General features: G+C 40.3%; 13 protein-coding genes. All 13 read right to left on the reverse strand.

Features of this window, described 5'->3' with window-relative positions:
- Window positions 1-11: 11 nt before the first annotated feature.
- The gene (locus DWX65_RS01690) at window positions 12-1370 is read right to left on the reverse strand and encodes a DUF5808 domain-containing protein (RefSeq protein WP_158564682.1); all 1359 of its coding nucleotides are present in this window, start codon (window positions 1368-1370) and stop codon (window positions 12-14) included.
- A gap of 5 nt (window positions 1371-1375) precedes the next feature.
- Entirely contained in the window at window positions 1376-1741 is a 366-nt protein-coding gene (locus DWX65_RS01695) for a GntR family transcriptional regulator (RefSeq protein WP_117697075.1), read from the reverse strand.
- Window positions 1742-1881: 140 nt separating this feature from the next.
- Entirely contained in the window at window positions 1882-2697 is an 816-nt protein-coding gene (locus DWX65_RS01700) for a hypothetical protein (protein ID WP_118172651.1), read from the reverse strand.
- Window positions 2698-3539: 842 nt separating this feature from the next.
- Window positions 3540-6176, reverse strand: a complete 2637-nt coding sequence (gene ppdK / locus DWX65_RS01705; protein WP_117840960.1) for a pyruvate, phosphate dikinase — start codon at window positions 6174-6176, stop codon at window positions 3540-3542.
- A gap of 205 nt (window positions 6177-6381) precedes the next feature.
- Entirely contained in the window at window positions 6382-7779 is a 1398-nt protein-coding gene (locus DWX65_RS01710; protein ID WP_022243038.1) for a glycine--tRNA ligase, read from the reverse strand.
- A gap of 18 nt (window positions 7780-7797) precedes the next feature.
- A complete protein-coding gene (locus DWX65_RS01715) occupies window positions 7798-8409 on the reverse strand; it encodes a hypothetical protein (RefSeq protein ID WP_118172652.1) in 612 nt (203 codons plus the stop codon).
- 104 nt (window positions 8410-8513) lie between these two features.
- Window positions 8514-9254, reverse strand: a complete 741-nt coding sequence (gene recO / locus DWX65_RS01720; protein ID WP_118172653.1) for a DNA repair protein RecO — start codon at window positions 9252-9254, stop codon at window positions 8514-8516.
- Window positions 9199-9387: a YqzL family protein gene (locus DWX65_RS01725; protein WP_117697057.1), complete on the reverse strand. Its 189-nt coding sequence runs from the start codon at window positions 9385-9387 to the stop codon at window positions 9199-9201. The genes recO and DWX65_RS01725 overlap by 56 nt, the downstream gene beginning before the upstream one ends.
- Before the next feature lie 78 nt (window positions 9388-9465).
- Entirely contained in the window at window positions 9466-10377 is a 912-nt protein-coding gene (gene era / locus DWX65_RS01730) for a GTPase Era (protein ID WP_022243042.1), read from the reverse strand.
- A gap of 45 nt (window positions 10378-10422) precedes the next feature.
- Entirely contained in the window at window positions 10423-13341 is a 2919-nt protein-coding gene (locus tag DWX65_RS01735) for an insulinase family protein (RefSeq protein WP_330414721.1), read from the reverse strand.
- Between the two features lie 151 nt (window positions 13342-13492).
- On the reverse strand, window positions 13493-13693 hold the full coding sequence (locus DWX65_RS01740; RefSeq protein ID WP_022243044.1) for a cold shock domain-containing protein: 201 nt from the start codon (window positions 13691-13693) through the stop codon (window positions 13493-13495).
- Between the two features lie 120 nt (window positions 13694-13813).
- On the reverse strand, window positions 13814-14725 hold the full coding sequence (locus DWX65_RS01745; RefSeq protein WP_118172655.1) for a mechanosensitive ion channel family protein: 912 nt from the start codon (window positions 14723-14725) through the stop codon (window positions 13814-13816).
- 31 nt (window positions 14726-14756) lie between these two features.
- Window positions 14757-15995 (reverse strand): DUF1015 domain-containing protein, encoded by a 1239-nt coding sequence (locus DWX65_RS01750; RefSeq protein WP_118172656.1) that lies wholly within the window; start codon window positions 15993-15995, stop codon window positions 14757-14759.
- Between the last annotated feature and the right edge of the window lie 56 nt (window positions 15996-16051).

Raw genomic sequence — 16051 nt, forward strand, 5'->3', positions numbered from 1 at the left:
TCAATCTCTTTCTATCTGCTCAGAATTTCCTTATAAATTTCTTCTGTCTGTGCATCATCCACTCCGCTCATATAATATTGTTTTCCATTTGCCGAAAAATGCAGAAATTTCTTATTCTGCGGATTTAAAAACTCCTGACATTCTCCCTGCTCATAAATCTTAAATGTTCCTTTCTCAAGATTATCCATTCCTGTTCCATTTATCTTAGACCTGCGCGGAAGTTCTGTCACCATTTCCACCTCTTCTATGGTATCCAGCGGAAGCTCATAATCGGTGCGGATATGCTCTGCACAAAGATTGCCATTTTCTATTTCCAGATGAATCGGTGTAAACTCTTCTGCAATCACCCAGGCACATAAAATTGGAATAGTAAGAAATACCAGTGCTGTAAATAGCATTGTTGCTTTTCCAGCTTTTGACGCCATATTTACAGTTGTTCCAATGCCGACTTTTTTATCTACCATCGTATGCGGATCATTAGGATTATAATAAAGAACACCGCCTATCCAGTTTCTATCATCTTCTGTTCCGTTGCTTAAATCATGTTTGCCTGCATAAGCCTTTTCCACTTTTCCCAGTCTGATAAATACCGGAATGCATATCACCAGCAGGAGAACTACATACACTATCATGGCAATAAGCATTATGCTTTCTACCTTCTTATCTACGAATGAAATTGCCAGAAGAAATAATATCAATATGGTATTCATCCAGATACAGCAAAGCCAGAAATTTTTCCAGATATTTTTCTTTGCCCTGCTATAATTGATATTAATGTCACTATCTGAACTGATGACCTGTATCGGCTGTCTGTCCATAATAACTGCGACCAGAAAATAAATGAATCCACAGGCAGCTCCAATCAGACAGGATATTCCAACCATTTTATAAACCGGCAGTGCTAAAGCTGCGCCTATAATGCCTATGGCAAGCGGAAGAAAGAATTGGAAAAAATGTATGCACCGAATGGCTCCCGCATTCTTTAGTTCCACATATCGCTCTGTTGACTGTGTCTCATAGTATCCCTTTTGCCGCTTCCATTCTTTCAGCCGGCTATTGGCAAAGACCAATGGCAGCATCAGTAATATAATTGCTCCAAACATCCATACCAGCCAGATCGTCATCTGGATGGAAAAATACGGTGTCAAAAGACTGCTAAAAGGAATTACCGCAAGCAGCAGCCCATACCATCTCATTTCTCTTTTAAACCGCTTCTGAATTGCCTTTACTTCATCCTCTTCGAACCATTCCGGTTTCATATTTACACCAAAAATACTTCCATTCTTCTGTCCGCTTTGCAGCGCCATTACCACATATACAATAAATAATACCGGATACAATGTTGCAAAAAATATAATATTAAGAAACATCTTCATCACCCCTTATACATATTCCTGCATAATGCTAAAAATTCTTCCTGCGTTATGCCACATATCTTTGCCTCGGAAATCACCTGTTGTAATATTATTTTGGATTTCTCCTGCAGTTCCTTTGTCTCAGTAAATTCATTCCGCACATGAGCGCCATTCCGCCGGTCGGTATAAATATATCCTTCCTGCTTTAATAATGCATATGCCTTATTTACTGTCATAGAATTGATTCCTATCTCTCCTGCCAAAGCCCGGACCGTTGGAAGCTGCTCACCTGGCTTTAACCTGCCATCCGAAATTCCCAGTACAATCTGATTACGAATCTGCTGGTAAATCGGCACTTCCGCTGTCTCATCAATCGATATGACCATCTGAAAACTTCCTTTCTAAACTTCCTTTCTAAATTTTCTTTCTAAAATTTTCTTTGTCTCATTTGTGTTATTAATTATAATACAAATGAGACAAAGATGCAAGGAATATATTCACATCATATATCCAATCTGACAGCATATTATTCTGTTTCATCAATCATCATATGTATCATCTTCTTTACACATGAAATATCAAATGGACTTTCCGAAGATTCATAAGTAAAAATAACATCCCGCCCCGGCATAAGATAATTTTCTATATATAAATTCTGCTTTCGGATAAAATTTCCTACATAAGATATATTATCCATCATTCCAGCATGTTCCCAATAAAGAATCCGCCCGGTTTCCTTATTTAAAATTGTAAAATCCGGATATATTTCTATCTCTTTTCCTTTCTTTTTTAACTTTAATGGGCGTTCATACTTATATAGCAGAATGTCTTTTTTCTGATGCAGCATATTAGCTATAAGCACTTCTGACTTGGAACGCACCAGTTCCCCATGCTCCGTCTCATATCGTAAATTCTCCGGATATTCTATATTCTGCTCATATTTTTCCTCTTCCCATTCCTTCAAAACAACTTCTTCCGGTTTTAGATATGGTGTGATCAACTTCTTCCTCTGGTATTCCTGCTCCTCATAAATCTCTCTCATCCATCCTATATCATAATCAGCCTCCACCTGCTGAAGTATTTTTAAATTTCTCTCTGCTTTGGTCTTAAGCTTTTTGCAATAGCTCTTCTGTGCCAGAATACGAATAAAATTCATTTCTCTTAGTGGAAGATATTGTTGTATCATCTTCCCTTCTTCATCTTTCATCTGCCTGTAATAATACGTTTTTCCATTTTTATTATGAATTCTCAGCGTACCACTTGGTGCTTTCTCTTCAAAATGCTTTATATCATTGAGTATCTTCTGCAATTCATTTATTTCATTTTGTATCCAATTTTTCATAAGCATTATTCCTTTCTTTTATAAGATTTAAAGTTCTTATATTCTTTACAGTTCTTATAGCTTTTACAATTCTTGTATTCTTTACAGCTCTTATAGTTTTTATAGCTCTTATATTTTCATATTTAAACAACGATTCCTATTGTCACATACTTCGCATGATAGTCTGCCTTATGCCATAATCATACTTCTTTCTCTTGCAACATATATCTGGTATGATTTTTTCAACACTTTTTCAGCTTTCTTCATACTAAAAAACTAGATTCTACTGTTTAGTATGATTTTTTTCATTTTTCAGGGATTTTTTTGATATAAATGGAGATTTTTTCATACTAGAAACTTTAAAAGAACTGAATTAGTATGATTAGACTAAACAATATGATTTGACTATATAATATGATTAAACCAAACAATATGATTTGACCATATAATATGATTAAACTAAATAATATAATTAAACTAAATGATATGATTACTTTCAAAATATAATTACTTGAATATTATGCCTTAACTGAATTTTGTAATTAAATGGAATTTGATAAAGAAACTTAAGATTTTTCAACAAATAAGCGAATGGATTCGTAATAAGAATATTCTGTTATCATCCTGCCTGAAGAATAAGAAGCTGGCAGCAAGCGAAATATAAGGTCATATAACAATCATGCTGCACAAGCTAAAAAGCACTATGCAATATAAAAATGCTATGCAATACAAAAATACTATACAATATAAGTACCATTTCACAAGATAGATAAGCCTCACCATACGGTGAGGCTTATCCTGCATATACAGCATTCCCACGATATATGAGATATGCTGTATATTATATTGTTCCTGTCCAATAATTATTTGTTAGCGATTGCTGCCTGAGCTGCTGCTAATCTAGCGATTGGTACACGGAATGGTGAACATGATACATAGTCAAGACCAATCTTGTGGCAGAATTCAACAGATGAAGGATCTCCACCGTGCTCTCCACAGATACCAACGTGAAGGTTCGGATTAACTGGCTTACCAAGTTTCAGTGCCATATCCATAAGTTTACCAACACCAGTCTGGTCTAACTTAGCAAATGGATCGTTCTCGAAGATCTTCTTGTCATAGTAAGCATCTAAGAACTTACCAGCATCGTCACGGGAGAATCCAAATGTCATCTGAGTTAAGTCGTTAGTACCGAAGCAGAAGAAGTCAGCTTCTTTAGCGATTTCATCAGCTGTAAGAGCAGCTCTAGGAATCTCGATCATAGTACCAACTTCGTACTCTAATTTAACGCCTGCAGCTGCGATCTCAGCGTCTGCTGTCTCAACAACTACTTTCTTAACGTATTTAAGCTCTTCAACTTCACATACTAATGGAATCATGATTTCAGGTTTCACATTCCAATCTGCATGCTCTTTCTGAACTTCGATTGCTGCACGGATAACAGCTTTTGTCTGCATCTTAGCAATTTCAGGATATGTTACAGCAAGACGGCATCCTCTGTGACCCATCATTGGGTTGAACTCATGAAGTCCATCGATGATTGTCTTAATCTGCTCAACAGTTTTGCCCTGAGCATCTGCTAATTTCTTAATGTCAGCTTCCTCTGTAGGAACGAACTCATGAAGAGGTGGATCCAGGAAACGAATAGTAACCGGGCATCCTTCCAGTGCTTCATAAAGAGCTTTGAAGTCTCCCTGCTGATATGGAAGAATCTTCTCAAGAGCTGCTTCTCTTTCTTCTACAGTGTCAGAACAGATCATCTCACGGAATGCTGCAATTCTGTCTTCTTCGAAGAACATATGCTCTGTACGGCAAAGTCCGATACCTTCTGCTCCAAGCTCACGAGCTTTCTTAGCATCTGCAGGAGTATCTGCATTTGTACGAACTTTAAGTTTTCTATATTTGTCAGCCCAAGCCATAACACGGCCGAACTCACCAGCGATGGTAGCGTCAACTGTCTTGATTTCGCCATCGTAGATGTTACCTGTTGTACCATCGATAGAGATGAAATCTCCCTCATGGAATTCTTTTCCAGCAAGAGTGAATTTCTTATTCTCTTCGTCCATAGCGATATCACCACATCCGGATACACAGCATGTACCCATACCACGGGCAACTACAGCTGCGTGAGATGTCATACCACCACGAACAGTTAAGATACCCTGGGAAGCTTTCATACCTGTGATGTCTTCTGGAGATGTCTCAAGACGAACAAGTACAACTTTCTCTCCGCGAGCGTTCCAAGCTTCTGCATCTTCTGCTGTGAAGACGATCTTACCACAAGCTGCTCCAGGAGAAGCTCCTAAACCTTTTCCGATTGGTGTAGCTGCTTTTAATGCTGCTGCATCAAACTGTGGATGAAGAAGTGTATCTAAGTTACGAGGATCAATCATAGCTACTGCTTCTTCTTCTGTCTTATGTCCTTCATCAACAAGGTCACATGCAATCTTAAGAGCTGCAGGAGCAGTTCTCTTACCATTACGGCACTGAAGCATGTACAACTTCTTGTTCTCTACTGTAAACTCCATATCCTGCATGTCATGGTAGTGATTCTCAAGAGTCTCACAAACCTTGATGAACTCAGCATATGCTTCTGGGAATTCCTGCTCCATCTGAGCGATTGGCATAGGTGTACGAACACCAGCAACTACGTCCTCACCCTGAGCATTGATTAAGAACTCACCCATTAATTTCTTCTCGCCTGTAGCAGGATCACGGGTAAATGCAACACCTGTACCAGACTCATCATTTAAGTTACCGAATACCATAGGCATTACGTTAACAGCTGTTCCCCATGAATATGGGATATCGTTATCACGACGATATACGTTTGCACGTGGGTTATCCCATGAACGGAATACAGCTTCGATAGCTAATTTTAACTGCTCTACAGGATCAGATGGGAAATCGGTTCCTAACTGGTTCTTGTACTCAGCTTTGAACTGCTCTGCTAATTCTTTTAAGTCAGCGGCTGTAAGTTCAACGTCGAACTTAACTCCTCTGTCTGCTTTCATCTTATCGATGAGCTGCTCGAAATATTTCTTACCAACTTCCATAACAACGTCAGAGAACATCTGGATAAAACGTCTGTAAGAGTCATATACGAAACGCTCGAATTTAGGATCTGGGTTTCCAGCGATCATTGCTGCAACTACTTCGTCATTCAGTCCAAGGTTTAAGATGGTGTCCATCATACCTGGCATAGATGCTCTAGCACCGGAACGAACAGAAACAAGTAATGGATTCTTGAGGTCTCCGAATTTCTTTCCGTTGATCTCTTCCATTTTCTTAACGCCTTCCATAGCCTGTGCCATGATTTCGTCGTTAATCTTGCGGCCATCCTCATAATACTGAGTACAAGCCTCTGTTGTGATTGTGAATCCCTGTGGTACTGGAAGACCGATATCAGTCATCTCGGCAAGGTTAGCACCTTTTCCACCAAGGAGATTACGCATGGACATGTTTCCTTCACTGAACATGTAAACCCATTTGTTTGCCATTTTGAATTCCTCCTAATAAATTTACTTTGGTTTATTGATATGCGAACATCGTCTGTTATCAACAACAATTGATATCCACAATGTCACCCATTACGCGTGCCACTTGTCCACAAGCGCACATATTTATTTTATCATAATTTTATAGTTTCGCAACCATTTTTTCGAAATCAGACCATTCAGTCATGTAAAAAATAAAGTGTTTGATTTAGAAAGTGAATTTTTCTGCAAAATATGTATCTAAATCTTCGATTTTGATACGCTCCTGCTCCATGGTATCACGGTCACGTACCGTAACTGCTCCGTCTGTCTCGGATTCAAAATCGTAAGTTACACAGAATGGAGTTCCGATTTCATCCTGACGACGATAGCGCTTACCGATATTTCCTCTGTCATCAAATTCACAGTTGTATTTCTTGGAAAGCTGTGTAAATACTTTTTCTGCGCCCTCATTTAATTTCTTGGAAAGTGGAAGCACACCAATCTTAACCGGTGCAAGTGCCGGATGGAAATGAAGAACGGTTCTCATATCCGGTTTCTCTTCTGTTCCGATGTTCTCTTCGTCATATGCTGCACAAAGGAATGCAAGTACCACACGGTCTGCTCCAAGAGATGGCTCAATAACGTATGGAATGTATTTTTCATTCTTGGTATCATCAAAGTAAGACATATCCTGACCGGATGTATTCTGATGCTGTGTCAGGTCATAGTCGGTACGGTCTGCAATTCCCCACAGTTCGCCCCATCCGAACGGGAATAAGAATTCAAAGTCGGTAGTCGCTTTACTGTAAAATGCAAGCTCTGCAGGATCATGGTCACGAAGACGTAATTCTTCATCTTTCATGCCAAGGCTTAACAGCCAGTTATGGCAGAAGGTTCTCCAGTACTGGAACCACTCAAGGTCGGTACCCGGCTCACAGAAGAACTCCAGCTCCATCTGTTCAAACTCTCTGGTACGGAAAGTAAAGTTACCAGGAGTGATCTCGTTACGGAAAGATTTTCCAATCTGTGCAATGCCGAAAGGCACTTTCTTACGGGATGTTCTCTGCACGTTTTTGAAGTTAACGAAAATACCCTGTGCTGTTTCCGGTCTTAAGTATACCGTATTCTTTGCATCTTCAGTTACACCCTGGAAGGTCTTGAACATCAGGTTGAACTGACGGATATCTGTAAAGTTATGTTTTCCGCAGGATGGACATGGAACACTGTTATCTTTGATGAAGTTCATCATTTCTTCCTGACTCCAGCCATCTACAGAAGTCTCTAATGTAATGCCATGCTCTTCTGCATAATCTTCAATAATCTTATCTGCACGGAAACGTTCATGACACTCTTTACAATCCATAAGAGGGTCTGAAAATCCGCCTAAATGTCCGGAAGCTACCCATGTCTGCGGGTTCATAAGAATGGCACAGTCTACACCAACGTTGTATGGATTTTCCTGTACGAATTTCTGCCACCAGGCACGTTTCACATTATTCTTTAATTCTACACCAAGGTTACCGTAATCCCATGTATTTGCCAGTCCACCGTAAATCTCGGAACCCGGATATACAAAACCTCTTGCCTTTGCTAAAGCTACAATTTTTTCCATTGATTTTTCCATAAAATTCTTCCTCGCATTCTATTTATAAATAATATATCTTGCTTCTGCTGTCTCACCAGCAGGAATTTCATCCACGGTTGCAGTGTTCTTATCCTTGACGGTTACTCCGGAAGAAACATACTGCAGTGTTCCATCAACCGTAACATCTACGCCCTTGCTCAATACGATAACATGATAGTCATCATTTTTCATGACATCTTTGCTGTCCGCTGCATCTCCGGCAGCTCCATCTGTTACCGCTACGAAATCTGTATTAAAATCATATCCGGCAGCAATTGCCTGTACTACTGTTCCGGTAAATACGGTATCTCCCACAAATGCAGAATATGCTGTGCTGTCACTGTAATGCATACCAAGCTTTGCAACTCCGTCTTTTACGGAAAGATTTTTTAATTTTACTGTCCCGGCTCCATCACTGTCTTCATATTCTTTGATGGAATCCTTTACATACTGTTCTAACTCATTCTCATCATAATTATCTTTGTCAAAGTCGCCTACTGCAACTTCTGTGATTCCACCCTTTTTCTCCGGAAAGAGTGTCGTGGTATCTGCATCTTTTGTAGCACCGCAGCCGCCAAATATTCCACAGACTAACAGCATTACAAGGAGTGCACTTATCTTCTTCTTCATACGAACCTCCAAATCCCTGTATCTCATAATCTCAACAATTATACTATTTTCAGTTTGGTATTTCAAGCGTTACCTCAGGCAAAATGCCCGGCTTCTCCCATAAATCAGAAAAGCCCTTCTAAAAATTGCTCTGATTTAAATGTATGGGGTGCATATTTTTCCCGAAATTCCTTCACCGTCCGAATCAGTTCAAACAACACTTTTTCTGATACTGCAAAATGAAAAAGCTTTGCTGATTCCGTGGTAATAATATACTGCATCGTATAAATGGTAGATGCATCTAACCGTCTGCCATGCTCGGTTTCGCTGCAGGAATCGCAAAGAAGTCCGGCACGCTGCACACTGAAAAACTGCATCGGTTCCTTTCTTCCACATTTCTGGCAGGAAAAAAGATTCGGATATACTCCGTTTAGCACCAGCATTTTCAATTCATAAATCACACGGACCAGCCGGTTATCAAAATTCTTCTTTCCAAGTGCCTTTAAGGACTGGTAAAGAAGCTTTAGCATTTCCCGGTCATCACTGTTTTCCTGGGCATAATATTCTGCCATCTCAAGAAAATAAAATCCATAGTATGTATCATTCAAGTCTGTGGTGAGTTCGGTAAAATAATTTTTAATTTCTGCCCGCACCACATTGTAGGAGGTACGGCCCTCATAGACTTCAAACTGTCCGAAGGAAAAGGGATTGCAGGCTGCCAGCAGTGTACTGTTCGGTCTTCTTGCACCTCTGGCAAACGCCGTAATCTTTCCCCTCTCCAGGGTCAGTATCGTAATTCGTTTGTCATATTCACTGATTGGCATTGCGGTAAGCACCATACCCGTAACCATCACGTTTGTGCCCACGGTCCTGTTCACCTCTTACTTTCTCTTTCAGGCTGCCCAATCCATCCTGTTCTTCTTTTTCCTGTTCCTTAAACTTAAGATAATCATCTACACTTCCGGTCAAAGTAAAATGATTCCAGCTTGCTCTTACCATATGCTTCCTTCCTGCCCTTTCTTCATACTTGTATGAAATTAGGTTTTCCAGAAGCACTTAAGATAATACTGTCAATATTTAGAATTCCTCTTCCCGGTATCCGAAGTTCTTAATCATATAATCGCTGTCACGCCAGTCTTTTTTCACTTTTACCCAAAGTTTCAAATTAACCTTGGCATCTAAGAGGTGTTCAATTTCATATCTGGCATTGGTACCAATCTTCTTTAACATGGCTCCCTGCTTGCCGATAATAATTCCCTTGTGGGAATCCCGTTCACAGATAATCGTGGCATCAATATCAAACATTTTCCTGCCTTTGCGTTTCTTCATCTGGTCAATAGAAACGGCAATTCCATGAGGAATTTCTTCATTTAAAGCATGTAAGGCTTTTTCACGAATCAGCTCTGCCACAATCTGACGCTCCGGCTGGTCGGTAATGGTATCCTCATCATAGAACATCGGACCATACGGCAGATATTTAAAAATCAAATCAATGATAACATCCGTATTTTCTCCCCGCAGTGCAGATGCCGGTACGATTTCCGCAAAGTCATAAACTTTACGATAAGTGTCAATGTACTCCAGCATTTTATCCTTGTTATCCAAGGTATCTAATTTATTGATAACCAGAATAACCGGTGTCTTTACAGTTTTTAACTTTTCAATAATATGCTGCTCTCCTGCGCCGATAAAATCACTCGGTTCCACCAGCCATAAAATGACATCCACTTCATTCAATGTGTGTTCTGCCACATTTACCATAAATTCGCCCAGCTTATTCTTTGCCTTATGGATACCAGGTGTATCCACAAAAATAATCTGTCCTCTGTTTTCATCCGTATAAATAGTCTGGATACGGTTTCTGGTAGTCTGCGGTTTATTGGATGTAATTGCAATCTTCTGTCCAATCAGATGATTCATCAAAGTGGACTTTCCTACATTCGGCCGTCCAATCAGTGTTACAAAGCCTGATTTAAAATTTTCCGTCATACTTACTCCTTCTTATGTATGCTGTGGGACTATTACCCACAGCTTTTAATAAAGATTCTTTACTTCTAAGAACATATCTTTTTCTGCTTTTACATTTTCCTCTGCACCGATGACACACAAGGCATCCTGTGCGAGTACCGCTTCAATAAGTCCTGCGAGATTTTTGATGTTTTCCGGCTGTGCATCTAAAACTTCATTTCTCTCACGCTGTAATTCCTCATAAGAAATATTGGTAAGATAAGCACTTACGGAACGCATGCCCTTGGCAGCCGGATTCAACGGGGTATCCATATCACTTACTGTTCCGATGATATATTTTGTCATATCACGTTCATCTGCATCAAAAGCTCTTAAATATGCCGGGATACCTTCGTAAATCTCATTGGTGCTCTTAAGGTTCGGGTCACGGTAAGAAGTGAAATATGCATCTCCGTTCCGCATAAATCCGCTCATGCAGCCATATGCACCACCCTTTACCCGGACATTAATCCAAAGGTAATCATAGCTTAAAATTACTTTTAAGATACGAAGTGCCCCGGTATAAGAATATCCTTTCGATAAATAATTTCCGGCTCTGGATACATACTGTACTTTGGATGCATCTAAGAAGCCTTCATTCTTTTTCTCACAATGGAAGGTAACTGCTTCTCCCTCTTTCTCTCCATCCGGTAAAACAGTTAAGAACTGCGGGAATTTTTCTTCTAACAGCTGATATCCTTCTGCGTCTGCCGTCAGGGAAATCAACAATCTGTTCTTTACAAATATTTTCTCTGTAAGGCTTCTTAATTTATCCATTAAGAACTGCTTCTTCTCGTCAAAGTGTTCTTCTAATTCTGCAATCGTCCGGTACAGTGCAATTCCGCCAACCAGGTCATTGAATCGGGCTACCGGTGAGAAATAAGACATTGCCCGCATGGCAGATACGGAATGTCCGGCAGAGCTTAAGGACATCTGCAGTCTCGATTTGATACGCGCTAAAATCTCATAGAGACGTTTTTCATCTGTAATCTGTGTGCCCATCAGAATCTCAGAAAGAAGTCTAAGCCCCTCTTCTAAATTCTGATAAAGAATCTTGGAACGTACTTCGTATTTTGCATGGAAACTGTCTTTTTTCTTAGTATCCGCATAAATATTAATCTGGGAAGAGATACCGCCGGTCATAAGATTAATCTCATTTGCTAAGTCTGCATAATTATAATGCTCTGTATCCATATAACCAAGTACAGCTTTTAACACCCCAAGGTATGGCAGTTCTTCTTCTGTAATATCACTGATATCAAACATCAGATTCAGATAATGAATGCCATTGGAATAAATGTTAGTATGAATGGTTTCGATGCCATTGCAGCTTACCTTTTCATATACCAGCGGCTGTGCTTCACGCTTCATGTCCTGCCGTTTTAACATCGGGATCTTCATCAGGTCTTCCTTTGGTGACGGCTCTTCCTGATACTGTTTTAAATGCTTTGTATCCGCTACTAACTTATCAATCTCTTCTTCTGATAAGTCCTTCTTATAAGCTGCCAGTTTCTCTTCTAATTCTTTTTCCAGCCTGGCATTTAAGCCTTTTTCCGGTTCAATGGATACATAGGATTTATGGCTGTTATCCAAAAGATATTTCTGAATCAGTTCTTCAAAATATCCTGTTTCAATCTTTTCCTTTAATGTTGCAAATACGTCTAATATTTTAAGATATAAGAATGGTTCGTCATCATCATAAAGCCAGCTGTCCATACAGGATAATCCATAAATTAATCCCTTCGGGAAATTACCGTAATCTGCTTCACGGAATTTGAATTCTTCACTGTTGATTCCTGCTAACAGGGATTTTCTATTGAGACCGTCTTTGACGATTTTCTTTAAAGTATCCTCGATAATTCCTACAAACTTCTCTTCGTCTTCTTTATTGGCATTCTTTGCCACCACAGAAAAAATTGGCTGTAAGGTGCTGTTATCAAATCCGCCCATGATATCTTTTCCGATTCCTGCATCAATAAGTGCCTGCTTCAACGGTGCTCCCGGTGCACTTAATAGTGCATAATCCAAGACATCAAATGCCAGAGTCAGTTCACTCTCAAGATTCGTTCCGATTGCCACATTATAGGAAAGATATGCATTATCCTCTAAGTTTTCGGAAGATGCAATGGAATATGGCTTGCTGATGGTTACCGGCTTTTCAAAAGGAGCCTGCAGCTGAATTGCGGAATCTACTTCGATTTTATCATAATGGCTCAAATATTCTTTATCGAGAAATTCCAGTTTTTCGTCCATATCCATATTTCCATAAAGGTAAATATAAGAATTACATGGATGATAGAATTTCCGGTGGAAATCAAGGTACTGCTCATAAGTAAGCTCCGGAATTACTTCCGGGTCACCGCCGGACTCATTGCTGTATGTGGTATCCGGGAACAGGGAATTTAATACTACACGGTCTAAGACACCCTCCGGAGAAGAAAATGCGCCCTTCATCTCATTGTATACCACTCCATTGATGGTAACCGGTGCATCTTTATCCTCTAATTCATAGTGCCAGCCTTCCTGTTTGAAGATTTCTTCTTTCTTATAGATATTCGGATGGAACACAGCATCTAAGTATACATCCATCAGATTAGCAAAATCTTTATCATTGCAGCTTGCCACCGGATAAACGGTCTTGTCCGGGTAAGTCATGGCATTTAAGAATGTATTTAAAGAACCCTTCACCAGTTCCACAAACGGGTCCTTCACCGGGAACTTGTCTGAACCGCACAATACCGTATGCTCAATGATATGTGGTACGCCGGTGCTGTCCTCTACCGGAGTACGGAATCCAATATAAAAGACCTTATTTTCATCATCATTGGAAATAAGGCTGATTTTAGCTCCACTCTTTTTATGTCGAAGCAGATATCCCTTTGCATGGATGTCTGTCAGATTTTCTTCTTTGATTAATTCATATGCTGTTAACGCTGCTAAATTCAAATGTTTTATCCTCCATGTTCTCATAATCTGACTCACAGTCTTTATCAGTATAACACATTTTTTTTACATTTACACCTGATAAACCTAAAAACAGGAAGACGGATATCCATCTTCCTGCTCTGCGCTTATTTCATATTCAACTCTATACGAATTAACCTAAGCGAACTACGTTAGCTGCCTGAGGTCCTTTTTCTCCTTCTACTACCTCAAATTCAACTGCTTCTCCATCTTTAAGCTCTTTGAATCCATCCATATTTAATGCGGAGAAATGAACGAATACATCATTTCCTTCTGCATCTGAGATAAATCCATAACCCTTCTTTGCGTTAAACCATTTTACAGTTCCCTGCATTTCTTTTTCCTCCTAATACACAATAAATCTAAAAAGTTGCACAAAATTGTGCACGACTACATGGCTAACAGTAGCATATTTTCCAATATTTGTCAAACTTTTTCACTTTTTTGTCCGATTTTATACCGGATTCTTTACGTTGACATCAAGCTGCGGGAATGGAATTTCGATTCCATTTTCATCCAGGGCATTTTTCATCTCCTCAGTCAGTGACCAGCGGATATCCCAGTATAAATCAGTCGGCACCCACACTCTTGCACCAATGGTAACACTGCTGTCTCCCAATTCCGATACAAAGACCTGCACCGCCTCGTCCTTAAGCCGGCGTTCTTCGGAAAGAAGCAACTGCTCTATCACAGCCTTCGTCTTCTTTAAATCCGCCGAATAGGACACCCCTACTTCCAGGTCAATCCTGCGTTTCTCACTGTAGGTTACATTGGTAAGGCTGCTGTTGGCTAAGATTCCATTTGGAATTACGATAATCTTATTGTCAACACTCTTTAACTTGGTGTAGAAAATCGAAATCTCTGTTACCGTTCCTTCGTTGCCATGGCTGTCTTCTACAATATAATCCCCCACTTTAAACGGTTTTAACATCAGTATTAATACGCCGCCGGCAAAGTTGGATAAGCTTCCCTGCAGTGCCAGGCCTACCGTCAGTCCTGCAGAACCTGCAATTGCCATTACAGATGTGGTTGCAATTCCAAAAAGCGAAAGAATGATTACAATCAAGAAAAAATATCCAATGCACTTGACCAGTGCATCCATAAACTGTTTTACACCCTTGTCAGCATCCTTTTTATCCAGCCATTTCCGGACGAGTTTCCGGAAAAGCTTGATTAACTTTACGCCAATGGCATATACCACGCAGGCAATCACCACCTGAAAGAGAAACGCCAGTAAATCCGGCACCAGCCCCTCCAGGTAAGTACGTACCACGCCCGGTTTCTTCATCTGTTCAATAGCATCGCTGACTTCTTCCGCTGTAATGCCCTCTGTGCTGGCCTCTAATGCGGTCAGATAAAATCCCATTTTAATATCCTCCAGTTATTTATGAAAGTTATTATGAAAGTGCATGAATAAATAATCCACTGCGAAGTTTTGGCTCAAACCAGGTGGATTTCGGCGGCATCAGTCTTCCGGCATCTGCTACTGCAAACAACTCTCCGATGCTGGTCGGATACATGGCAAATGCCACTTTACAGTCACTATGTACTCTGCGCTCCAATTCCTCCAGTCCACGAATTCCACCTACGAAATCAATCCGCTTATCGGTCTTCGGGTCTTCAATGCCAAGTACCGGATGCAGTAACACATTCTGTAAAATTGATACGTCCAGCCCATCTACCGGGTCACTGCTTAAATCCGCTTCTTTCATCCGGCAGGCATACCAGTTATCCCCAAGGTACATGCTGAAACTTCCTTTTTCAGCCGGATGAACCGCTTTCTTCTGTGGCGTGCCCACTTCAAACAGGTCGTTCATCTTTCCAAGGAATTCCTCTTCTGTCATTCCATTTAAGTCTTTTACCACACGGTTATAATCCATAATCATAAGCTGGTCATCCGGGAATAATACGGATAAGAAATAGTTAAATTCCTCAGTTCCGTCATAATCCGGATGCTCTGCTCTCCGCATCAGTCCTACCTTTACTGCGGATGCTGCACGATGATGACCGTCTGCGATATAAATTTCTTTTATCTTTGCAAATGCTTCCTCGATAGCCGCAATATCTTCTGCCTCTGCAATTCTGTATACACGATGTCCGATTCCATCCTCTGCCACAAAATCATAAAGAGGTGCTGTCTTCTTTACCTTCTCTACCACTGCATTGATGACATCATTGGAACGGTATGCTAAGAAAATCGGTCCGGTCTGTGCATCACAGATATTTACATGATTGATTCTGTCCTGCTCTTTATCTGCTCTGGTATTCTCATGTTTTTTAATGACCTGATTCTGATAATCATCAATCGAAGCACAGGCTGTAATACCGGTCTGCACCCTTCCGTCCATGGTCAGTTCGTAAATATAATAGCACGGTTTCTCTTCTTTTACGAAATCACCTTCTGCTACCATATCCCAGAGCATGTCATGGGCTTTCTTATATACCTCCGGTGCATAAGTGTCTACGGAATCATCAAACTGTGTCTCGGCACGGTCAATGCGAAGAAAGCTTTTGTCATGTCCTTCTACCGCTTTCTTTGCTTCTTCTCTGTTATATACATCATACGGAAGTGCTGCAATCTCTGCCGCCTCATCCTCTCTTGGTCTGATACATAAAAATGGTCTGATATCTGCCATTGTTTTCTCCTTCCTGCGTAATTGCGAAAAACACGCTTTGTGAGTTTCCTGCGTAA

The organism is Roseburia sp. AF20-18LB (genome assembly GCF_003461185.1).
Taxonomy (GTDB): Bacteria; Bacillota; Clostridia; order Lachnospirales; family Lachnospiraceae; genus Roseburia_C; species Roseburia_C amylophila.